19 protein-coding genes, 1 tRNA gene and 1 pseudogene are annotated in these 21831 nt (G+C 70.6%); 7 read left to right on the top strand and 14 right to left on the bottom strand.

Annotated features, from left to right (window positions below):
* Nucleotides 1-101 precede the first annotated feature (101 nt).
* Both DWB68_RS04975 and DWB68_RS04970 read right to left on the bottom strand, forming a co-directional pair.
* On the bottom strand, nucleotides 102-1439 hold the full coding sequence (locus tag DWB68_RS04975; protein ID WP_119424041.1) for a PhoH family protein: 1338 nt from the start codon (nucleotides 1437-1439) through the stop codon (nucleotides 102-104).
* A gap of 113 nt (nucleotides 1440-1552) precedes the next feature.
* Nucleotides 1553-2314 carry an isoprenyl transferase gene (locus DWB68_RS04970; RefSeq protein ID WP_119424040.1) on the bottom strand — a complete coding sequence of 254 codons (762 nt, stop codon included), beginning with the start codon at nucleotides 2312-2314 and terminating at the stop codon, nucleotides 1553-1555.
* Nucleotides 2315-2507: 193 nt separating this feature from the next.
* Here DWB68_RS04970 and trhA point away from each other — a divergent pair, with 193 nt between their 5' ends.
* Complete coding sequence (trhA, locus tag DWB68_RS04965) at nucleotides 2508-3257, top strand: PAQR family membrane homeostasis protein TrhA (protein ID WP_119424039.1); 750 nt, start codon at nucleotides 2508-2510, stop codon at nucleotides 3255-3257.
* A gap of 158 nt (nucleotides 3258-3415) precedes the next feature.
* Here the strand turns inward: trhA and DWB68_RS04960 are convergent, their stop codons facing one another.
* Together DWB68_RS04960 and mca are read right to left on the bottom strand one after the other, a co-directional pair.
* Nucleotides 3416-3748 (bottom strand): hypothetical protein, encoded by a 333-nt coding sequence (locus tag DWB68_RS04960; RefSeq protein ID WP_119424038.1) that lies wholly within the window; start codon nucleotides 3746-3748, stop codon nucleotides 3416-3418.
* A gap of 148 nt (nucleotides 3749-3896) precedes the next feature.
* Nucleotides 3897-4916 carry a mycothiol conjugate amidase Mca gene (gene mca, locus DWB68_RS04955; protein WP_233548621.1) on the bottom strand — a complete coding sequence of 340 codons (1020 nt, stop codon included), beginning with the start codon at nucleotides 4914-4916 and terminating at the stop codon, nucleotides 3897-3899.
* 78 nt (nucleotides 4917-4994) lie between these two features.
* Between mca and DWB68_RS04950 the strand changes: the two genes are divergently transcribed.
* Both DWB68_RS04950 and greA read left to right on the top strand, forming a co-directional pair.
* Nucleotides 4995-5444, top strand: coding sequence for a DUF4307 domain-containing protein (locus DWB68_RS04950; protein ID WP_119424037.1), 450 nt, complete (start codon nucleotides 4995-4997; stop codon nucleotides 5442-5444).
* A 238-nt stretch (nucleotides 5445-5682) separates the two neighbouring features.
* Nucleotides 5683-6168 (top strand): transcription elongation factor GreA, encoded by a 486-nt coding sequence (greA, locus tag DWB68_RS04945; protein ID WP_119424036.1) that lies wholly within the window; start codon nucleotides 5683-5685, stop codon nucleotides 6166-6168.
* A 125-nt stretch (nucleotides 6169-6293) separates the two neighbouring features.
* On the opposite strand, the gene ilvA is transcribed toward greA, so the two are convergent.
* From ilvA to DWB68_RS04925, 4 genes are all read right to left on the bottom strand, one after another.
* Complete coding sequence (gene ilvA / locus DWB68_RS04940) at nucleotides 6294-7574, bottom strand: threonine ammonia-lyase (RefSeq protein ID WP_233548620.1); 1281 nt, start codon at nucleotides 7572-7574, stop codon at nucleotides 6294-6296.
* A 3-nt stretch (nucleotides 7575-7577) separates the two neighbouring features.
* Nucleotides 7578-8951: an AI-2E family transporter gene (locus DWB68_RS04935; protein ID WP_119424088.1), complete on the bottom strand. Its 1374-nt coding sequence runs from the start codon at nucleotides 8949-8951 to the stop codon at nucleotides 7578-7580.
* Nucleotides 8952-9138: 187 nt separating this feature from the next.
* Nucleotides 9139-9966: a Bax inhibitor-1/YccA family protein gene (locus DWB68_RS04930; protein WP_119424035.1), complete on the bottom strand. Its 828-nt coding sequence runs from the start codon at nucleotides 9964-9966 to the stop codon at nucleotides 9139-9141.
* Between the two features lie 75 nt (nucleotides 9967-10041).
* On the bottom strand, nucleotides 10042-10680 hold the full coding sequence (locus DWB68_RS04925; RefSeq protein WP_119424034.1) for a peptidyl-tRNA hydrolase: 639 nt from the start codon (nucleotides 10678-10680) through the stop codon (nucleotides 10042-10044).
* 128 nt (nucleotides 10681-10808) lie between these two features.
* On the opposite strand from DWB68_RS04925, the gene DWB68_RS04920 reads away from it, so the two are divergent.
* Complete coding sequence (locus DWB68_RS04920; RefSeq protein WP_119424033.1) at nucleotides 10809-12575, top strand: SpoIID/LytB domain-containing protein; 1767 nt, start codon at nucleotides 10809-10811, stop codon at nucleotides 12573-12575.
* A 697-nt stretch (nucleotides 12576-13272) separates the two neighbouring features.
* Here DWB68_RS04920 and DWB68_RS17115 read toward each other — a convergent pair.
* Entirely contained in the window at nucleotides 13273-14949 is a 1677-nt protein-coding gene (locus DWB68_RS17115; protein ID WP_119424032.1) for a peptidoglycan DD-metalloendopeptidase family protein, read from the bottom strand.
* A 221-nt stretch (nucleotides 14950-15170) separates the two neighbouring features.
* Between DWB68_RS17115 and DWB68_RS17235 the strand changes: the two are divergent.
* From DWB68_RS17235 to DWB68_RS04895, 3 genes and pseudogenes are all read left to right on the top strand, one after another.
* Nucleotides 15171-15803: pseudogene (locus tag DWB68_RS17235) on the top strand (phosphotransferase enzyme family protein); the annotation flags it as partial.
* A complete protein-coding gene (locus DWB68_RS04900) occupies nucleotides 15692-17455 on the top strand; it encodes an aminotransferase class III-fold pyridoxal phosphate-dependent enzyme (protein WP_407645654.1) in 1764 nt (587 codons plus the stop codon). The pseudogene DWB68_RS17235 and the gene DWB68_RS04900, both read left to right, overlap by 112 nt.
* Nucleotides 17452-18048 (top strand): TetR/AcrR family transcriptional regulator, encoded by a 597-nt coding sequence (locus DWB68_RS04895; RefSeq protein ID WP_119424029.1) that lies wholly within the window; start codon nucleotides 17452-17454, stop codon nucleotides 18046-18048. The genes DWB68_RS04900 and DWB68_RS04895 overlap by 4 nt, the downstream gene beginning before the upstream one ends.
* Here the strand turns inward: DWB68_RS04895 and DWB68_RS04890 are convergent.
* The 5 genes from DWB68_RS04890 to DWB68_RS04875 all read right to left on the bottom strand — a co-directional run bounded on the left by DWB68_RS04890 (nucleotide 18045) and on the right by DWB68_RS04875 (nucleotide 21825).
* On the bottom strand, nucleotides 18045-18437 hold the full coding sequence (locus tag DWB68_RS04890; RefSeq protein ID WP_119424028.1) for a hypothetical protein: 393 nt from the start codon (nucleotides 18435-18437) through the stop codon (nucleotides 18045-18047). The two genes, DWB68_RS04895 and DWB68_RS04890, sit on opposite strands and share 4 nt — an antisense overlap.
* A 9-nt stretch (nucleotides 18438-18446) precedes the next feature.
* Nucleotides 18447-18596, bottom strand: a complete 150-nt coding sequence (locus DWB68_RS16140; RefSeq protein ID WP_158588208.1) for a hypothetical protein — start codon at nucleotides 18594-18596, stop codon at nucleotides 18447-18449.
* Between the two features lie 49 nt (nucleotides 18597-18645).
* Nucleotides 18646-18719, bottom strand: a tRNA-Leu gene (locus tag DWB68_RS04885).
* A 124-nt stretch (nucleotides 18720-18843) separates the two neighbouring features.
* Nucleotides 18844-20220 carry an NAD-dependent succinate-semialdehyde dehydrogenase gene (locus DWB68_RS04880; RefSeq protein ID WP_119424027.1) on the bottom strand — a complete coding sequence of 459 codons (1377 nt, stop codon included), beginning with the start codon at nucleotides 20218-20220 and terminating at the stop codon, nucleotides 18844-18846.
* Nucleotides 20221-20424: 204 nt separating this feature from the next.
* Nucleotides 20425-21825 carry an NAD(P)/FAD-dependent oxidoreductase gene (locus DWB68_RS04875; protein WP_119424026.1) on the bottom strand — a complete coding sequence of 467 codons (1401 nt, stop codon included), beginning with the start codon at nucleotides 21823-21825 and terminating at the stop codon, nucleotides 20425-20427.
* Between the last annotated feature and the right edge of the window lie 6 nt (nucleotides 21826-21831).

Raw genomic sequence — 21831 nt, 5'->3', positions numbered from 1 at the left:
GACTCTAAGTGATGATACGCCGGGGCGCCAGGGTGATCCAAACGTTCGACGGCGCGTGGCCGGCCCGCCCGGGCCGGCCACGCGGCGTCGTTCGCTGGGATTTAGTCCAGCGCCCCGTCCAGGAGCTGCGAGACGAGCGCCGCGACCTCAGAGCGTTCCGAGCGGGTCAGCGTGACGTGACCAAAGAGCTCGTGGCCCTTGAGCGTCTCGACGATCGCGGCGATGCCGTCGCCGCGGCCCACGTGCAGATTGTCGCGCTGGGCCACGTCGTGCGTGAGGACCACCCGCGCGTTCTGCCCCACGCGCGTCATGACGGTTAGGAGCACATTGCGCTCGAGCGACTGGGCCTCGTCGACGATCACGAAGGCGTCGTGCAGCGAGCGGCCGCGGATGTGCGTCAGCGGCAGCACCTCGAGCAGCCCGCGGTCCTCGACCTCGTCCAGCACGGCCGGGGAGACCAGCGCCTCGAGCGTGTCCCGCACGGCCTGGCCCCACGGGCCCATCTTCTCCGCCTCGGAGCCGGGCAGGTAACCGAGGTCCTGGCCGCCCACGGCGTAGAGCGGGCGGAACACGATGATCTTCTTGTGCTCGCCGCGCTCAAGCACCGCCTCGAGTCCGGCGCAGAGCGCGAGCGCCGACTTGCCGGTGCCGGCCCGGCCGCCGAGCGACACGATGCCCACGTTTTTATCGCTGAGCAGGTCGATCGCGAGGCGCTGCTCGGCGGACCTTCCCCTGACCCCGAACACCTCCCGGTCGCCCTTGACGAGGCGCAGGCCGCCGTCGGCGTGCACACGAGCCAGCGCGTGCGAGGTGGGGCTGTCCACGATGACGCCCGTGTTGACGGGCAGCTCGTCCGCCTCGGGCGTGAACACGGCGTCGCCGGCGTAGAGCGACTCGATCCCCGCGGCGCCGAGGGCCACGTGCGCGATGCCCGTCCAGCCGGTGTCCACCACCTGCTCGTGCAGGTACTCCTCGGCGCCGAGCCCCATGGCGGAGGCCTTGAGCCGCAGCGGCAGGTCCTTGGAAACGAGCACCACATCCTCGCCCTCCGCCGCCAGGTTCGCGGCGACGGCGAGGATGCGCCGATCGGCCTCGCCGCCGTGGCGGAAGCCCACGGGCAGGCCGGACATGTCCACGTGGTTGAGCTCCACGCGCAGCACGCCGCCGGCGTCCCCCACGGGGATCGGCAGGTGGAGGCCGCCGTGCGCGGCGCGCAGATCGTCGAGCAGGCGCAGCGCCCGGCGGGCAAAGGGCCCCAGCTCCGGGTCGTGGCGTTTGGCCTCGAGCTCCGAGATCACCACGGCCGGAAGGACCACGGTGTGTTCGGCAAAGCGCTCAAGCGCGCGCGGATCAGCGATCAGCACGCTGGTGTCCACCACAAAGGTGCGCAGTCCCGTATCAGCGGGTGCGTGCGTGGCGGTGTGGCTCGTCGTCGTCATGGCATCCCCTCGAAACCGGGGGCCGGATGCCCCCGACACGGCCCACACTAGGAGCGCTTGTGCCGCTTTTGCTGGCGCGCCACGCGAGCAAAAGATGACGACGGGGTGAAGGCTTAGGAGCCGAAGCGGCGCGAGCGCAGCTCGTAGTCGCGCAGGGCCCGCAGGAAGTCGACGCGGCGGAAGTCCGGCCAGAGGGCCTCGCAGAAGTAGAACTCCGAGTACGCGGACTGCCAGGTGAGGAAGCCGGAGAGGCGCTGCTCGCCCGAGGTGCGGATGAGCAGGTCCGGATCCGGCTGGCCCGAGGTGTAGAGGTGGCGCGAGATGTCGCCGTCATCCAGCGAGGCGGCGATGTCCTCGGGGCTGCGCCCGGCGGCCCCCTCCTCGAGCAGGAGCTTGCGCACGGCATCCACGATCTCGCGGCGCCCGCCGTAGCCCACGGCCACGTTGACGTGGAGCCCCTCGCGCCCGGCGGTCTTCGCCTTGAGCTCGGCGAGCGTCGCGGCCAGATCGGCGGGGAGCAGCTCCACTGCCCCCACGGGCTGCACGCGCGGACCGCCCTCCTCGCCGAGGCGGGCGAGGGTGTTTTGAATGATGTCCAGGAGCGGCTTGAGCTCGGCCTCCGGACGCGTGAGGTTGTCCGTGGAGAGCATGTAGAGCGTGACGGTCTGGATGCCGATCTCGCGGCACCAGCCCAGGAACTCATGGATCTTGTCCGCTCCGGCCTGGTGGCCGTGGGCCGTCGTGGCTCCGGCCAGCTTGGCCCAGCGACGGTTGCCGTCCACGAGCACGCCGATGTGGGCCGGAAGTTTCAGGACGTTGAGCTCGCGCGACAAGCGACGCTCGTAGAGGCCGTACAGAAAGCCGGGCCACCGCATCAAGGTCCTCCTGGGCCACGCCATTCATCGTAGGCCCGCAGAGGGTGGCGCGGGCCGTGCCTCTCACCGTACACCGGGGCGGGGCCACGGCCGCGCCGGGGGCAACCCTCGCGCACGCCATCGACGCAGACTCCCAGGCTTCACACAGTGCCCACCACGACTAAGTTACCGACAGGTAGGTTATCCTTGGCCCATGGTTGGCACCCCAGCACCCGCGGCGGATCCCTCCGCCACCACCCCCCACTCGGCCGACGCGACGGCGCAGCCCGCCGCCCGCAAGGGCAGCGTCCCCCTCGACTACGACCCGCAGGCGGAGCGCCCCCACCTGCGCGGCTGGATCCACGCGCTCACGGCGCCCCTGGCCCTCGCCGGCGGCATCGTGCTCATCTGCCTGGCCCCCGGCGTGGCCGGCAAGATCACCACGTCGGTCTACGCCTTCACGGCGCTGCTGCTCTTCACGATCTCCGCCGTCTATCACCGCGGCCGCTGGTCCCCCAAGGTCAAGATGGTGCTCAAGCGCCTGGACCACACCAACATCATGCTGATCATCGCGGGCACCTACACGCCGCTCGCGTGGTTCCTACTCCCCCGCCAACACGCCGCCTGGCTGCTCATCGGAGTCTGGACGGGCGCCCTCCTCGGCGTGCTCTTCCGCGTGCTGTGGACCAACGCCCCCCGCTGGCTCTACACGCCCGTCTACATGGTCCTCGGCCTCGCGGCCCTGATCTTCCTCGGCGACTTCTTCGCAGCGAACGTGGCCGCGGCGATCCTGATCTGCGCCGGCGGCGCGCTCTACATCGCCGGCGCCGTCTTCTACGCGCTCAAGCGTCCAAACATCTCCGTGCGCTGGTTCGGCTTCCACGAGCTCTTCCACGCCTTCACGGTGGGCGGCTTCACGTGCCACCTCATCGCGGTGTTCCTGGCGGTGCTCGGCGCGCGCTAGAGCGCTAAACGGCACCCCGAACGGTTTGCTGTACCGGGAACGGTTTCCTAGCGGTGCTGGGTATAGCAAACCGCTGTGGACTGACACAGAACGACGGCGGGCGGCGCACCTTGAGGTGCGCCGCCCGCCGTCGTTCTGGTCTCTGCTGAGGCCGGGCCTCAGGCCCGGGGAGTGCCGCCCGGCTCGCCGTCGGCACGGACGCCAGACGCCGGGGCCTCGAGCGCGGCGTCCGCGAGCGCCTCGCGCTCGGCGGCCTCCTCCTGGCCCAGATCGGCCAGCTGGTCCTGCTTGAGCTGGGCCTCGGACTCGTAGCGAATCCGGCGGATGCGGCGGGTCATGTCCACGATCAGGAAGATCACCACGATCACCATGGCGGCGGTGGCCACGAAGCCGGCGAAGCCCGGGCCGATGTCGCGGAAGCGATCCTCCTCGGTCGTGGGGACCGCGGGATCGGTGGCGGCGTTCAGGTAGAGCGCAAGCAGGGTCTGCACGGTGAAAGGGGCCTCTCGTGGATCGGTGCCGAGATCGGAATCGACACGCGCCCTATTCTACCGCCGGTAGAGGTCAGGACCCAGCCAGGCCCCTCCCCCGCAGCAGCCCGGCATGGCCCCCGGCGCGGCACCCCACGCCGGGCCCGCGTCAGGCCTCGTGGCCGGCGTCGTCGAGCGAGACGTCGGCCCCGCCCGGGCGGCACGCCGCCGGGGGCGTCGCCGAACGCCCGATCGCGTCGCCGACGCCCTGGTGCAGGCCGGCGAAGAGGTCGGTCTCCGGCAGGGAGACCGCCACGCGCGTGGAGATGAGCGTGTAGTCCTCCCACGGGTAGACCTTGGCCGCGATCGCCGTGGGGACGGCGAAGAAGAAGCCGTTCGGGTCCACCTGGGTGCGGTGAGCCAGCAGCGCGGCGTCGCGGCGATCCATGAAGTCGGCCACCTCGATCTTGGTGGTCGTGACGTGGCGGGCGGCGCGGCCGGTCCCGCTCTCCAGCTCCTCGACCACGGCCTGGATGCGCTCGCCCAGCGGGCTCGGCAGGCCCGCCTCGACGAGCCCCTCGTGCCAGGCGATGAACTTCTCCGGCGCGAAGCCGCGGTCGTAGTAGAGCTTGGAGACGTTCCACGGCTCGCCAAGGCCCGGGTACTCGTCGGCGAGGCCGGCGGCACGGAAGGCCTCGACGGAGACCTCGTGGGTGCGGATGTGATCGGGGTGCGGGTAGCCGCCGTTCTCGTCGTAGGTGACGATCACGTGGGGCTTGAAGGAGCGCACAAGGCGCACGAGCGGCGCGGCCGTGGTCGCGAGCGGCAAGGACGCGAAGCAGCCGAACGGCAGCGCCGGGAGCGGGTCACCCTCGGGCAAGCCGGAGTCGACGAAGCCGAGCCAGCGGTGCTGCACGCCGAGGGCCTCGACCGAGCGGGCCATCTCCACACGGCGCAGGCCGCCGAGGTCGCGGTGCGCGCGGGCCATCTCGGTGGCCTCGGCCACGAGGATGTCGCCCCGCTCGCCTCCCGTGCAGGTGGCCACCATGACCTCGGCGCCGGCGGCCACATAGGCGGCCATCATCGCGGCGCCCTTGCTCGCCTCATCGTCCGGGTGGGCGTGCACGGCCAGCACGCGCAGGCCGCGGGCGTCCGGCAGGGAGGAGTGGCTCTGATTCTGAACGCTCAACGCGGACCTTTCTGAAGCAACAGGGGGGCCGCCCGCGCGCGGTGGGTGCCCCCTGCGCGCGGTAGACTCTTCTACATCATGTCGAACCCCGAAACGGCAACGGCGGGGATCCCCGCCGGCCCGAACGCCAGCCTAGCCAATCGCTACGGACGCCCCAAGAGTTCGCTCTCGAAGCGTGCCGTGGCCCTGCTGGCCGCCGTGGGTCTGGTGGTCTTGGTCCTCGCGGCCCTGTTCCTCTCGATGCGCAGCCAGAAGAGCTTCAGCACCACGGACGTCGCCTTCGACATCGTCTCCAATCGCCAGGTCGACGTGACCGTCGCCGTGACCTTGGACGAGGGGCACAGCGTGACCTGCGGTGTGCAGGCCCTCAGCGAGGACAAGGCGATCGTCGGCTACAAGGACGTCGTGTTCGACGCCGCCGACGGCCAGGACGCCGGCGGCAAGCTGCGCACCGTCCAGATCACCGTGCCGCTGCGCACCGTGTTCGCGGCCGTCAACGGCGGCATGCACGGCTGCCGCGAAAACTGACGCCGCTCCCCCATCGACACGCCCCGCTCGGCTCACCCGGGGCACCGCGGGGCAAGCGGGGTAGACTCGCTGTTCAAACGCGTTAGCCACCCCGTCACAGCTTCTGGCCGACCAAGCGCCACGAAGCCCCAGCGACGGGGTTTCTTGTTGCTTCGACCCGGCCGGGTGGGGGCACCGAGCGGCGAACGCGAATGCGCCTTTTGCCAACCCCAAGGCAAACCGAACAAGGAGGAACCCCGTGGCGACCGAATCCGAGGTCTGGCTCACGCAGGAAGCGTACGACCGCCTGAAGGCCGAGCTGGAGAACCGCACCGGCCCACTGCGCGCCGAGATCGTCGAACGCATCGAGCAGGCCCGCTCCGAGGGCGACCTCAAGGAGAACGGCGGCTACCACGCCGCCCGCGAGGAGCAGGGGAAGAACGAGGGCCGCATCGTGTACCTCAAGCAGATGCTCGAGCGTGCCCAGGTTGGCGAGGCCCCGGCCGATGACGGGATCATCGAGCCCGGCATGGTCGTCGAAGCCACCATCAACGGCGCCGAGCAGAAGTTCCTCTTCGGCTCGCGCGAGCTCGCCGGCGACTCCGACCTTGACGTCTTCTCCGAGAAGTCGGCGCTCGGCGCCGCAATCCACGGCAAGTCCGTGGGCGAGAAGATCACCTACACCGCGCCCAACGGCAACGAGATCCCCGTGGAGCTCATCTCGGCGCACCCCTTCAAGGGCTGATTCCTCGCACCTCACGGCGCCGGGAACGGGGCGCCGTGAGGCGCACCCCCCCTTGAACGACGACGCGGCCGGGCCTTTCGCACGAAAGGCCCGGCCGCGTCGTGGTTCCTCGAAAGGGGCCCGCGTCAGTTGATGATGAGCGGCTCGTAGCCGACCTCGCGCAGCGCCTGCAGCACGAGCTCGGAGTGGGCGGCGCCCTTGGTCTCCATGTCGATCGTGATCGCGACCTCGCCCATCGAGAGCTCACCGCCGATACGCGTGTGGTCGACGCGGGTCACGTTGGCGTCGTTCTCCGCCATGACGCGGGAGATCGTGGCCAGCTCGCCCGGACGGTCCTGCAGCATCATGCGGACCGTGATGTAACGACCGGCCGCTGCGAGGCCGCGCTGGATGACCTTGAGCATGAGCAGCGGGTCGATGTTGCCGCCGGAGAGGACCACCACGGTCTTGCTCGGCTCGAAGCCGGCCGCGGCCAGGGTGCCCTCCAGGAGCGCCGCGACGCCCACGGCGCCGGCGGGCTCCACGACGAGCTTGGAACGCTCAAGGAGGAAGACGAGGGCGCGGGCCAGCGCGTCCTCAGAGACCGTCACAACGTCGTCCACGAGCTCGCGGATGATCTGGAACGGGAGCTGCCCGGGGCGGCCCACGGCGATGCCGTCGGCGATGGTGCGCACGCGCTTGAGCGGCACCAGGGCGTCGGCGGCGAGCGAGGGCGGGTAGGCCGCCGCGTTCTCCGCCTGCACGCCCACCACGTTGATGGTGCGGCCCAGCTCGGCCGCACGGCCCTTGAGCGCCACGGCTGTGCCGGCCAGCAGGCCTCCGCCGCCGACGCCCATGATGACCGTCTCGACGTCGGGATACTGCTCCAGGATCTCAAGGCCGATGGTGCCCTGGCCGGCGATGATGTCGCTGTGGTCGAAGGGGTGCACAAAGACGGCACCCGAGCTCTTGGCGTACTCCTCCGCGGCGGCGAGGGCCTGGTCCACGGTGTCGCCGTGCAGGATGACCTCGGCGCCGTGATCGCGCGTGGCCGCGAGCTTCGGCAGGGCCACGCCCAGCGGCATGTAAATGCGCGCCTTGATGCCGAGACGCTTGGCCGCCTGTGCCACGCCCTGGGCGTGATTGCCGGCCGAGGCGGCGACGACGCCGCGGGCGCGCTCCTCCTCGCTGAGCTTGGCCATGCGGACGTAGGCGCCGCGGACCTTGAAGGACCCGGCGCGCTGCAGGTTCTCTGCCTTGAGCCAGACGGGGGCGCCGACGAGCTGCTCGAGGGCGCGGGAATGGTACAGGCCCGTGCGCTCCACGACACCGTCGAGGAGCTCGGCGGCGTGCCGGACGTCCTCCAGGGTGACGGGCAGGTGCGCCGTCGGGTCGTCGACCGCCACGGCGGTGGACGTAGTGCTCACGTGTTACTCCTTGGAATCCCGCGCCGCATCGGCGGGGTCTGCGGTGAGGGGGGCCTCGAAGGGCTCCGCATGTTCGGGGTCCGGGAGCGGGGGCGCCGTGGGGTGATCGGCGAGTTCGGCTACCGGGTCGTCTTCCCAGGCGCGGGTGGCGAGGTACTTCACGACGGTGTTGACGACGGCCATCACGGGCACGGCAAAGAGCGCGCCGGCGATGCCGAAGAGCATGGATCCGCCGGCCACCGCCAGGACCACGGCGAGCGGGTGAAGGCTCACGGCGCGGCCCATGATGAGGGGCTGAAGGATGTGGGACTCGACCTGCTGCACGAGCAGCACGATGCCGAGCATGATGAGGGCCACGAGCCAGCCGTGCGCCACCAGAGCGAGCAACACGGCGATCGCGCCCGTGATGAGGGCGCCGAGGATCGGGATAAAGGAGCCGAGGAACACGAGAACGCCGAGCTGGAGGGCCAGCGGCACCTGGAGGATCGCCGCACCGGCGCCGATGCCGACGGCGTCGATGAATGCCACCACGAGCTGCACGCGGACGTAGGAGACGAGGCTCCCCCATCCGCGGCGCCCGGCGCCGTTCACGGCCGTGCGGGCGCGGCGCGGGAAGAGGCGCACGACCCAGCGCCAGATGCGCTCGCCCTCTAGGAGGAAGAAGATCAGGGAGAAGAGCGTCAGGAGCAGCCCGGCGCCCACGTGGGTCAGGGCGCTGACGCCGCTCGCTGCGTTCTTGACGATCTCGCTCTGGTTCGATTGCAGGGCCTTGAGGCCCGTGTCCAGCCATTGGTTGAGCTGATCGCTGCTCACGTGCAGCGGTCCGTCGGCGAGCCACTGGCGCACCTGGTTGATGCCCTCCACGGCCTGGCTCCACAGCCCCTTGAGGCCGGTGGACATCGTGGAGATGACGAGCGCGAGCGCGCCGCCCACCACGATGAGGAAGGCGAGGAAAGTGGCGGCGACCGAGAGGCCGTTGCTGAGGCCCGCGCGGCCGAAGAGCTGTTTGATGGGCAGCAGGAGGCCGGCCAGCAGGGCCGCGATCATGAGCGGGATGACGAGAGTAGAGACCTGGCTGAAGCCCCAGAACACGGCGGCGCCGACGAGGATGACCACGCCGATCCGCCACGCGTAGTCGCCGGCGATCTGCAGGCCGGGCGGGACCGGGGGCGTCGAGGGGCGGGCGGCTTCCGCACCCTGCGCCGCGGGCTCACGCTCGGCGCGGCGCTGGGCTGCGCCCTGGCGGGCGGCGCGGACGGTCGCGTCCTCGCCCCGGTTGGCCTCCTCGATGCGGCGGCGGGCCGCCTGAAGCCATTCGGGCGTGGTGCTTTCGCTCGCCACCCGGCGCAGCGACCACCTCGGCCGATCCTTGCTCATGCTCACCCGTTCCCTCGTGGAGCCCGATGGCTCAACGGTACTCCGCGGCGGTCCGGGTTGCGGACCACCCCTGCCGGTGCGCTCCACCGGCCCTGACTGCGCGTGTTGAGGCTACGCACGTTGAATGCGCGCGAGGGGCCCGGCGATAACCGGGCCCCTCGTCAAGGCGCTGCGTGCACGGGCCGAATCAGTCGGCGAGCGAACGCAGCGACGCAATCAGGCGAAGCATCTCCACGTAGATCCACACGATGGACAGCACGAGGCCGAAGGCGCAGCGCCAAGCGAAGGACTTGGGGGCGCCGTTCTCCACGGCCGTCTGGATGTCCTCGAAGTCGGTGACGAGGAAGAACGCGCCGAGGCCGATGCCGAGCAGGCCGATGCCCACGCCGATCCAGCCGTTGAACGTGTTCATGCCGCTGCCGAAGAGGCTCAGCACCCAGTTGATGAGCAGGAAGCCCACGAACGCCATCGCCACGATGGAGACGATGCGGCGGGACTTGGGCGAGGTGCGGAACTTGCCCGAGCGGTAGCCGATCATCACCACGGTGAACACGGCGGCGGTGCCGAGCACGGCCTGCAGCGCGATGCCGGGGTAGACGATCTCCAGGACGCCCGTCAGGGTGCCGAGCAGGAAGCCCTCCAGCACCGAGTACAGCATGGAGAGCACGGGCGAGGCCGCGCGGCGGAACTGGTTGACCAGGCCGATCACGAGGGCCGCGATGCCGGCGCCACCGGCGAGCATCATGAGCGTGTTGAAGCTGGAGCCGCTGGCTACGAGGCGCGAGACCGCGACCCAGCCGGCCAGGCCGCCGGCGAGCACGCCGAGGGCCATGAGGAGGACCTTGTTCAGGACGTCCTGCATGGTCATCGTGGATCCCTGCGGGACCGGGCGCTGCGCGTACATGTCCTCGAGCGAGCCCGCGGTGGGGGTCTCGAACGAGTTCGCGGCCGTTCCGGCCTTCAGCTGATCCTGAAAGCTGGCGGAATTGAAGACCGGGTTGCTGTTTCTGGCCATTACATCACTCCTGGTTGGTGAATGGTCGTGTCGGTAGCTTATAGGAGCACCCCATGAATCCCCTGTGCGCTCCGCCTACAGCGCTATCGCCGTGAGCGAACCGGAGGCGATCTCGGTGTGCCCGGCGTCGTGAATCTCCACGCTAGCGGTCGGAAGGAGGGCCGCCATGTCCTGGCGCCCCAGCGGGAGGAGCCGGGCCGGTTGCCCGGCCTCGACCCAGGACGCGAGGCACTCGGGGCCCAGGCTGACGGCCCAATCGAACGCGGCGTGGGCCGCCTGGGCGGCGGCCTTGCCCGTGCTCATGCCGAGGGCCGTGTCGAGGCCGATCTGCAGCGAGGGCACGCCCTCCGGGGCCGGCCAGGCGTGGGAAACGGGGCGGCCGGTGTGCTCCAGCTCGGTTCCGGCCACCTGCAACTGGCGCATGCGGCCCGTGAGCGGGTACTCGCGCGGCGGGTAGGCGGCGGCCACGGCGGCGCCGACGGTCACGACCACGGCGCCCTCGGCCTGGAGAGCGCGAAGGTCCTTGGGCTTGCCGCGCCGCACCGACTTGCCCTGCCCGTGGGGGTACCAGGCCGCCCACAGCGGATCCTCGGGGAAGGCGAGGAGGGCGGCGGTGGAGGCGAGCGCGGCGGCGAGGCAGGTCTCCTCGTGGCAGGCGGGCTCGGCGGGGTCCTTGAGAACGGCGATGGGCTGGATCATGTCGACGGCGGGCACCCACCCATGCTCCCACCGCCGGGCCCCAGCCTGTGGCTTACGCGTGACCCCTGTGACTGGTGTGACTCATGCGGCACAATGGGTTCGCGCGCGAGCGCACGAAACTCACCCTGCCCACGGAGGAACGGATGCCCCGCCTCACCCCCCGGTTTGCCGCGATGGCGCTCGCCCTCGCCGTGCCGCTGGCCTCCGTAGTCTCCGCCGCCCCGGCGGGCGCGGCACCCTCCCTCGCCGCCGCCGTCGTGCCCACCGCCACCGCGGCGCCCAGCGCCGGCTACTGGAAGACCGTGACCACCTCGGTCCCGGCCACGCGGCAGGTGACCAAGACCCGCAAGGTGACCAAGACCCGCACCGTCACCAAAAAGGTGAAGCAGATCCGCACCACGGCGGCCCTCAACCTGCGCAAGAAGGCCAGCGCCAGCTCGGCCCGCGTGGCGCTGCTGAAGAAGAACACCACCCTCACGGCCGGGGGCACCAAGTCTTCGTGGCGCAGCGTCAAGGTCAAGAGCAAGAGCGGCTGGGTGCTGAAGAAGTACCTGCGCACCACCACCGTGAGCAAGAAGGTCAAGCAGAAGTACACCGTGACCGAGAAGTACACGGTCACGGAGAAGCACACCAAGACCGCCACCAAGCGCGTGTGGGTGGCGACCTCCGCCCCGCCCAGCTCGTTCACGGTCTCCGGCTCGGGCTGGGGCCATGGCGTGGGCATGAGCCAGTACGGCGCCAAGGCCCGCGCCGAGGCCGGCTGGAGCGCCGAGCGCATCCTGACCTACTACTACGACGGCGCGGAGCTCGACCCCTCCCCCAGCTACGCAAACGGCGACATCCGCGTCCAGGTGCTGCAGGCGGCCACGGCCAGCGCCACGGTGTCCGACGGCGCGTGGAGACTCCGCGCCGGCGGCGCGGTGAGCGCCGTGGTCACGCTGAACGGCAAGGCGAGCACCACCAAGTACGCGAGCGGCGCGGCGCTCCCCACTCCGGTGGGGAGGCTCAGCGCGAGCGTCAAGAACGGCGCCCTCACGCTCAGCTACGGCGCGGGAGCCGCCGGCACCGTGGTGCTCACGGGCCCCGTGACGGTCCAGTGGCAGGACACCCGGGCCTGGACCTCCGGCACGGCCAAGACGGTGGTCAAGGTCCCCCGCGCCAACGAGGGCACCGGCACCGTGGCCTACCGCCACGGCGTGCTCGAGCTCTCGGCGCTGGCCGGCAAGGTCAACATCATCAACAAGCTGCGCCTCAACGACGAGTACCTCTACGGGCTCGCCGAGATGCCCTCCTCGTGGAGTTCCGCGGCCCTGCAGGCCCAGGCGATCGCCGGGCGCACCTACGCCATGAACGACATGAACGCCGTGGACAAGTACGGGACGCCCAAGAGCAATTGCGCGTGCAACGTCTCCGACGAGGTCTCCTCGCAGAAGTTCACGGGGTGGAACAAGGAGAACGAGGGGACCAACGCGTACTACGGCAAGCGTTGGAAGGCCGCTGTTGACGCGACGCTCGAGAAGAGCGGGACCACGCCGCTCTCCGGGGTCGTCATGCGGTACGGCGGCAAGCTCATCTCCGCCGTCTACTTCTCTTCCTCGGGCGGCAAGACCCGGACGGGCCAGTCGGTGTGGGGCACCGCCACGGCCTACCTGCAGAGCAAGGACGACGCCATGGGCTCCCGCCGCACGTGGAGCAGCTCCGTCTCCCAGGCCAGCATGGCCAAGGCATTCGGCCTCGAAAACGTCGCGGCGCTGAGGCTGGCCCACAACGCGGACACGACGCTGCTCTCCGCGACGGCCACCTCCTCCAAGGGCGTCACCAAGACGCTCACCGCCTCCGCCTTCCGGGCGGCCGTGCCCACCACGAGCGCGTGGGTGGAGAAGGCCACTCCGGTCTGGGCGGCGCCGTAGCTCCGGTTCGTGTCGCCCGAGCCCGGGTGCACCCAGGCCGCCCCGCGTATCAATCCGGTCGCCTTCTTGAAAGTCTTTCGAGATGGGTGGCCCCCAGATATTCTTCCGGGATGCTCGCGACCTCGGGGTCGTGCGAGAGGACGGCAGCGAGCTGCACGGTGGCCGCCCCTCCCTCACCTACTGCATCGACGGCACCGCCTTCCCCGTGATCGGGGTGGACGTGGGCGCCGGGCGGGTGGCTGTGCGCCTGGCCACGATCGACGGCTCGCCGCTCGGAGCCGGAGAGGCGCCCCTCAGCACGCAAGAAGGGCGCGGTCCTCGACGCCGCGGCCTGGGGCGTGCGCGGGCACGAGGGCATCCGCGAGAGCTACCTCGCCCTGCAATGGGGGGCCGCGGCTGGGCGCCGGCGTCATGCTGGCGGGGGAACTGCACCGCGGGCCGCGCGGCGGGGCGGGCGAGATCGGCGGCCTGCCCCGGCCCCAGTAAGCACAGAGCCTCGAGGCCTTCGTGGGCGAGGCGCCCTACGCCGCCCCGGACGGCACCGGCTCCGTGACGGTGCCGGCCGAGGTCCTCGCGCAACGGGGGGTCGGGACGGTCGAGTGCCTTCCCTCCCCCGCCGGTGAGGACAGCGTGGTGGAGGGAGCCGTCGGCTCGGCGGCCGAGCACGCCTGGCGCGCTCTCCTGGGGCGCTCACGGATCAGCGCAGGTAGGCCCCTGACACCCAGCCGGTGCGCTCGCCGAGCGCGACCTTGTACCAGGTCACCTTGCCGACCTTCTTGGTGCTCCCGGAGAGCGTCACGGTGCTGTTCTTCTTCAACACCACGATGCCCTTGCCCGTCTTGGCGGCGGCGCGCAGCCACACATTGGACGTGGTCTTCTTCGTCTTCTTGGCCGGCTTGACCGCGGGCTTCGCCGGCTTGGAGGCCACCGAGCTCGGGACGTCCTTGAGGGAGCTGGCGGCAACCCAACCGGTGACCGCCGCACCCTTGGCCGGCGTGTGCTTCACCTCGCGCCAGGCGCCCTTCTGGGTGATGCGGCCCGTGGCCGTGACCTTGGCGCCCTTGGGCAGCGTGGCGCGGACGGCGTCGCCGGGCGTCGAGGCCCGCAGCACCACGTTCGCGGCGGTCGTCGTGGAGGCCTTGCCCTTGAGCGTGGCCTGGGTGCTGATCGGATCGGCGGCCGGAGTGCTCGGCTTCGCCGGCGCGGGAGGCGTGGCCGGCTTGGCCGGGGCGTCCTTGAGGTAGGCGGCGGAGACCCAGCCCGTGAGGGCCGTGCCCTTCGCCGGGGTGTACTTCACCTCGCGCCAGGAGCCGCCGGAGACGATCCGGCCCGTGGCCGTGACGCTCGCGTTGGTGGTCAAGACGGTGCGCACGGTGCCCGTGACGGCGGCGGCGCGCAGGTTCACGGGGCTCGTGACGGTGGAGACCCGGCCGGCCAGCCCCGCCTGGGTCGTGATCGCGGGCGCCACGTAGCTCGGCGAGAAGGAGAGCCACGCTGCGTAGCCCGTCTTGCCCTTGTACGTCACGCGCAGGCGCTGGTTCATCATGGCGCCGGGGGTGGAGGTGACCGTGTCGCCCGTCGCGACGGTCGCCAGGACCGCCGAGGTGTCGTTGGCGCCGGCACGGATCACGCCGGTGCTGCGGGCGTAGTACGTGCACGACGACGGCGTGGAGGGCCGGTAGACGGAGCTCGCCTTGGCAGCGATCCCGAGGCCCTTGGAGGCCAGGAAGGCGATCGGGTCGAGCGCCGCGGGGGTGCCCATGACGTTTGCCTGCTGCTGCATGAAGGTCCCGTTCCACACCTCGAGGTGCAGGTGCGGGCCGGTGGACGGGCCGGAGGAGCCAACGGTGGAGATCTGCTGGCCAGCCTTGACGGTGTCGCCGACCTTGACGAAGGCGTCGGCGTCCCACATGTGAATGTAGGCGAGCTGGTAGTTCTTCCCGCCGATCGTCGACTGGATGACGATGTAGCCCGAGTTCGCGCTCGTGCCGTCCTTGGTCTTGAGCACCTTGCCGCCGGCCACGGCGTAGATCGGGGCGCCATTCTTGGTCGCGATGTCCTGGCCCAGGTGCTCGGTCGTGGCCCCCACCGTGGGCATGCAGCGCGCTCCGCGCGGGGAGGTGAGGCGGTAGCCGCCCCACTTCTTCTTGGCCGCGGCGACGCCGCTCTCCGGGTCCAGCGGCAGGTAGAGCCCGCCGGCCGACTTGAGGCTGGCCGGCGCCATGACGGGCGCCTTGCGCGGGTCAACGTCGCTTCCCTGCACGACGGCGGTCGGCTGGGTCGGCGCGGCACTCGCCGGGGTGGCGGGCAGGACAAGGGCGGCGCCGATCAGTGCCGCGAGCGGAAGGCGCGCGGCCCGTGGGAGGAGGGCCATAGCAGGGTGCTCCTGTGCAGGATGTGGCGAGTGTGACAGGTGTGACTGAAGATCACGGTACAGTCTCGGGCCCACCCGGGCCAGCACGCGTCGTCGGGCGCTTAACTTCACTAGACTCACAGTCTAGTGAATGGACTGCGGTTCACTTCTCCGTCCCCCGGATCCATGCTGAGAAACAGCAGATCATCCGGACCCCCGCAGTCCGCGCAGGAAGGACACCCATGCCCCCGCTCAGCACCGAGGCCGCCCTCGCCCTCGCCACGGCCGCGCTGGCCCACTTCGACGTGGCGCTGGACGCGACGCTCACCTTCATCAAGCAGCGAGAAAACGTGGTGTTCCGCGTCCGGGACGGGGCCGGCGACTACGCCCTGCGCATCCACCGCCACGGCCACCGCACGCCGGAACAGCTCACGAGCGAGCTGGACTTCATGGCCTCGCTTGCAGCGCGCGGCCTCGCCGTGCCGAAGCCGGTGCCGGCCCGCTCGGGCGCGCCCTTTGTGGTGGAGGCGGACGCTGACGGCAACGCGCATCAGGTGGACCTGCAGCGCTGGGTGGATGGGGCCGCCGGGCTCGGCGAGGCCCCCGAGGCCTGGACGGGCGGCGACAACCCCGAGCCCGCGCACTTCGAGGCGCTCGGCGAGCTCGCAGCGGCGGCCCACGCCGCCTCCCGCGCCCAAGGGCGTCTGCCCGGCTTCTCCCGCCCGGCCTGGGACGTCGAGGGACTGCTCGGCGAGGGCGCGCTGTGCGGCGATCCCCGCCGACTCGCCGCCGACGCGGAGCAGTGCGCCGCGATCGAGGCGGGCACGGAGATCCTGCGCAGGCGCCTCACCGCGCTCGGCACGGGGCCCTCCACCTACGGCGTCATCCACGCCGACTTCACGCCGGAGAACGTGCTCCTCTCCCCGAGGGGATCACGCTCATCGACTTCGACGACTTCGGCGAAGGCTTCTGGCTCTTCGACCTGGCGACCATCCTCTTCTGGTACCAGAATCAACCGCGCGCCGTCGAGTACCGCGAGGCCCTGCTGCGCAGCTACGAGCGCACGGAGCCGATCAACCCGCTGCACGTCGATGCCCTGGACGCGCTCATCCTGGCGCGCGGGCTCACCTACCTCGGCTGGGCGGCCGACCGCCCGGGAGGTGAGACGAGCGCCTTCCTCGAGGCCGAGGTGCTGCCCATCGTGGCAGCTCAGTGCGCCGAGCTCGCCGCGCGCGACGCGGAGCTGCTCGAGCGTCGTGGCACCACGATCGGCCCCTACTCCCCGCTCTTCTACCGCACGCCGCGGCACTTTGTGCACGGCGAGGGCGTCTGGCTCACTGACGCGTTCGGGCGCACCTACCTCGACGCCTACAACAACGTGCCGCAGGTGGGCCACGCGAACCCACGCGTCGCCGCCGCCGTGGCGGAACAGATCGCCACGCACAACGTCCACACGCGCTACCTGCACGAGGGCGTGGTGAACTACGCCGAGGAGCTCCTGGCCACCTTCTCCCCCGAGCTGGACCGCGTGTACTTCACGAACTCCGGTTCCGAGTCCAACGACCTGGCGCTGCGCATCGCGCGGCACGTGAGCGGCAACAGCGGCATCCTCACCACGGACTTCAGCTACCACGGCAACACGCTCACGCTCGCGGCGATGACCACGGGCCTGGACGTCTCCGAGCCCTTCGGCGAGCACGTGCGCCGCTTCACCATCCCCGACCTGGACCACGCGGGCGGGCGGGGCGAGCCCGAGGTCCTCGCCGAGGCGCTGGCCCAGGTCGCCGAGGCCATCGCCTCCCTCCAGGAGGCCGGCCACGGGCTCTCGGCCGTGCTCGTTGACCCCTCCTTCTCCACGGAGGGACTCCCCCGCCTGCCCCAGGGCTACCTGGAGGGCCTGGCGGCCCTCGTGCACGACGCTGGCGGGCTGGTCATCGCGGACGAGGTGCAGTCGGGCCTGGGCCGCCTGGGTTGGGCGTGGTGGGGGCACCAGGTCACGGGCCTGGTGCCCGATCTCGTGACGATGGGCAAGCCGCTCGGCAACGGCTTCCCGCTCGGCGGCGTGGTGACCTCGCAGGCGGTGATGGACTCCTTCAGTTCCACCAACATGTACTTCAACACCTTCGCCGGGACGCCCGTCGCGTCCGCGGCTGGGCGAGCAGTGCTGGCCGAGGTGCACGAGCGTGGCCTGGTGCAGCGCGCCGCCGACCTCGGCGAGCGTGTGCGCGCCCGGCTCGCCGAAATCGAGGCGGAGCACCCGCTCGTGGCCTCCGCGAAGGGCCGCGGCCTGTTCTTCGGCCTGGAGCTCGTGGACGCCGACGGCGCCCCGAACCCGGAGCTCGCCAAGGCGATCGTGGAGCGCCTGGCCAACGAGGGCATCCTCATCAGCCGCATCGGCCCGCACGATTCGGTGCTCAAGATTCGCCCGCCGCTCGTCATCACCGCCGAGCAGCTCGATGTGGTCGTGGACACCCTGAGCCGGGCCCTGCACGAGGCCGCGCCGCTCCCGGTCGGGGCCGGCGCGTGAGCGCCCAGGCCCCGTCGCTGCGGGAGCGGCAGCGTTCCCGCACGCGGGCCGACCTCGTCAACGCCGCCCTGACCGTGCTGGCGCGGCGTGGCCTCGAGGCGTCCACCGTCACGCTCATCACGCAGGCGGCCGGGACCTCGCGCGCCACCCTGTACGCGCACTTCCCGGAGGGGCGCTCCCAGCTGCTGCTCGAGGCCTACGAGCTGCTGGGACACCGCGTGCTCGAGGCGGCGAAGGCGCACCGCGCGGGGGCCGAGGACTGGGCGGGACGGATCCGCGCCTCGCTCGTGGCGATGCTGGAGCTCGCCTCCGAGCGCGAGATCGGGCTGTTCTACAACGTGAGCGGGCCTCAGCTCGTGGGTCGCGGCGCGCGCGGGATCGGCTCGAGCACCACGCGGCGCACCATTGCCGACGAGCTGGAGCTGGCCCGTTTCCGCGGGCTCCTGGCCGAGGGCGTGGACCCGGAGGCCACGGCGGCACTGCTCGTCGGGGCCATCCGGGAGGCGGGCATCGACGCGGCGCTTGAACCCTCCAGCGCGGCGTCGCGCCTCGCGGCGTTCGACGGCCTACTGCGGGGCCTCGCTGTGCGCTAGTTCGACGTTGGAGGGGCGGGTCGCCGGAGCAAGCGCGCGACGCCCGCCCCTCGTCTGTCGGGGGCCTCCGTGCCAACGGAGCGGATGATCTCGCGGAGCTCCTCAAGGCTCCCCGCCCGCGCGGCTCGCTCGAACTCCGGGGCGTGCTCGCGCCCCGCCTCCATGAGCCCCACCAAATGCTTGAACCGCTGGACCTCCACGCGTTCGGCCAGCACGGCATCCACGGCCGCCGCGCACTCGGCATCGACCGCCGCCAGCGCCTCACGCTCGCTCAGGTACGCGTCCGAAAGCTCGTTGAGCTGCAGCAGCGGTTCCTGCCACGGCGAATCACCAGCCCGGTGCAGCGCAACCGGGTGCTTGTACGTCTCGGCCACCTCCCGGGCGAGCACATCGGCAGGCTAGCCCAGCTCGTCCCGCAGGCGCGGCGCAAACGACGCCAGGCGGCCCGCCCGCCACTTCTGCACCCGATCGGGAACGACCTTGGCCTCGACGAAGCGCTCGAGGGCGCCGGCAAGGCTCTGGGGCTGGGCCCGTCGGAACAGCGGCATGCGGGTTCCTTCTCGCGCGGTGCACCCCGCGATCACGGGGAATTTGACGTACCCCCAGTCGGGTTCGAACCGACACTTGCTCGATTTTAAGTCGAGTGCCTCTGCCAATTGGGCTATGGGGGCCCGTGCGCGTTCCCGAACGGGCGGCGCACGGGTTCCAGTTTAGTGGCGAACGACGGCGGGCCGGTCACCTTGAGGTGACCGGCCCGCCGTCGTGCTGTGGCCGGCTGAAGCCCGGCCGGGTCAGCTACTTCGCGACGAAGTAGAGGCGCTGGTTGGCGAACTCGCCGATGCCGATGGGGCCCATCTCGCGGCCGAAGCCGGAGCGCTTCACACCGCCGAAGGGCAGCTCGGCCGACTCGGCGGCGATCGTGTTCACGTGGGCCATGCCCACCTCGAGCTTCGAGGCGATCGCCGCGGCGCGCGCCTCGTCGTCGGAAAACACCGAGCCGCCCAGGCCCAGGGCGCAATCGTTCGCGAGGGCCAGGGCCTCCGCGTCGCTGCTGACCTTGTAGACCGTGGCGACGGGGCCGAAGATTTCCTCGCGGTACGCGGGGCCGTCCACGGGGACGTCCACGAGCACCGTGGGGGCGTAGTAGGCGCCCGGGCCCTCGCTCAGGACGCCGCCGGCGAGCACGCGGGCACCCTCGGACACGGCCTGGCGCACCTGCGCGTCAACGGTCTCGGCCGCGGCGCGCGAGGACATGGGGGCGTACTGCCCCTCCTGCATGTTCAGCTGATCGCCCGGGGTGAGGCCGGTGGCCAGCTTCACGAGCTCGGCCACGAACTCGTTGTAGATGTCCTCCATGACGATGAGGCGCTTGTTGGAGTTGCAGACCTGGCCCACGTTGTAGGTGCGGAAGTCCCAGGCCGCCTTGGCCACGGCCGCGACGTCGGAGGAGTCAAGGACCACCATGGGGTCGATGCCGCCGAGCTCCAGCACGGCCTTCTTCAGGTGCGTGCCGGCCTGCGCGCCGATGATGGCGCCGGCGCGCTCCGAGCCCGTCAGGGAGACGCCCTGCACGCGCGGATCGGCGATCATCGTGGCGATCTGATCGTGCGAGGCGAAGGAGTTCTGGTACGCACCCACCGGGGCGCCGGCCTGCTCGAAGATCTCCTGCACCGTGAGGGCCGAGCGCGCGCAGATGTCGGCGTGCTTCAAAATGATCGTGTTGCCCAGGAGCAGGTTCGGCGCCGCGAAACGGGCCACCTGGTAGTACGGGAAGTTCCACGGCATGACGCCGAGGAGCGCGCCGATGGGCAGCTGCTCGATGACGGCCTTGCCCGGCACGGTGCTGGGGATCTCGCGATCCGTGATCAGCGAGGGGCCGTGCACCGCGTAGTAGTCAATGATGGAGGCCGCGAACTCGACCTCGTCCACGGACTCCGCGTACGTCTTGCCCATCTCCAGCGCGATGAGCTTGGCCAGCTCGTCCTTGCGCTCCTCGAAGATCTCGGCTGCCCGCTTGATGACCGCCGCGCGCTCCTGCACGCTGCGCTCGCGCCAGCCGCGGTAGGCCGACTCGGCCGCCGCGAGGCTCTCCTCGATCTGCTGATCGGTGGCGGGATCGAAGCTCTCGATCAGCTCACCCGTCGCGGGGTTCTGCACACGATACTTCGCCATGGTCTATCGGTTTCCTTGTCTTAAAGGTGTCACCGTGCCTGAAGGTGACGCTACTCACCATTCTGTCATTGCGCCGTCGTTCCCGCATCCATGATGGCGCTCCCGCAACGAAATCCGTGCCGGCATCGACACACGGCACACAAAAACGCGGGTGGCCCCGGGGAGAAGATCCCCGGGGCCACCCGCGTTCACGCGATGAGGCGCTTACTTGCTCTCGGCAGGCTTCGGCTTCGGCGTGGCGGCCTCGATGAAGTCGGCGTGCGGCGTCTGCACCTTGCGCACGCCCCACACGTCGCGGCCCGAGATCAGCTGGTTGAACCAGCCGCCGAACACGCGGAACTTGCGCTCCCACGTGGGCATGGCCAGGCCGTGGTAGCCGCGGTGCGCGGCCCAGGCGAGGAAGCCCTTGAGGGGGAACTTGATGATCTTAGCGACGCCCTTGCCGTAACCCAGGCCGGCGACGGCGCCGAGGGGCTCGTGCTTGTAGTCGGTGACCTTGCCGACGCCGTAGCGGGCGGCGTACACGTTCTTGGCCAGGCGCTTGGCCTGACGCACGGCGTGCTGGGCGTTCGGGACGCAGGTGTTATCCGGCAGGCCCTTGCCCGAGAGATCCGGCACGGCGGCGACGTCGCCGGCGGACCAGGCGCCCTCGATGACCTTGCCCTCGGCGTCCAGCGCGTGCAGGGAGGCGTCCACCACGAGGCGGCCGCGGGGCTCCACCGTGAAGTCGGTGTTGCGGACCATGGGGTTGGCCTGGACACCGGCGGTCCAGATCAGGGTGTCGACGTCGAACTCGTCGATGACCTGGCCCTTGGTGTCGTCATTGGCCATGGAGGTCAGCTTCAGGTGCTTGTCCGTGGCGTCGCCCAGGGAGGTCTGCAGGCGCACGTTGATGCCGCGGGAGCGCAGGTGCTCCACGACCCACTCGGCGGTCTCGGCCTTGATCTCGGGCATGATCTTCGGCATCGCCTCGACGAGCTGGAAGTCCAGATCGGCCGGGGTGATGTTGTTGCTGCGCTCGGCCGCGAGGCGGGCGGCGTCCTGCAGCTCGGAGATGGTCTCGACGCCGTTGAAGCCGCCGCCGACCACGATGAAGCGCAGGGCGCGCTTGCGGGCCTCTTCGTCCGCCGTGTTGTCGGCGAACTGGATGCGCTCCTGGACGTGATCGCGCAGGAAGATGGCCTCCTCGACGCGCTTCACACCGATGCCGGCCTGGGCCAGGCCCGGGATCGGGAACGTCTTGGTGATGGCGCCAGCGGCGACCACGACGTCCTGGTACGGCACGGCGAATTCGACGCCGTCCACGCCCTCGACCGTGGCGGTCTTGGAGGCGTGATCGATCTTGGTGACCTTGCCCTGCAGCAGCTCGGTGTCACGCAGGTGACGGGAGTGCGGCACGGTGATGTGGCGCGGCTCGATGGAACCGGACATCACCTCCGGCAGGAACGGCTGGTAGGTCATGTACGGCAGCGGGTCGACGAGGGTCACGACGCCGCCGTGAACCTTGACCTTCTTCTGCAGGTTCTTCGCGACGTAGAAACCGAGGTAACCGCCGCCGACGACGAGGATGCGCGGGCGCTCCGAGAGCTTGGGGGTGGTAGGCATGTCTCC

The organism is Galactobacter valiniphilus (assembly GCF_003575975.1).
Lineage (GTDB): Bacteria > Actinomycetota > Actinomycetes > Actinomycetales > Micrococcaceae > Galactobacter > Galactobacter valiniphilus.
The sequence above is the reverse complement of the archived record's forward strand: the minus strand, read 5'-3'. Positions and strand labels throughout refer to the sequence as shown.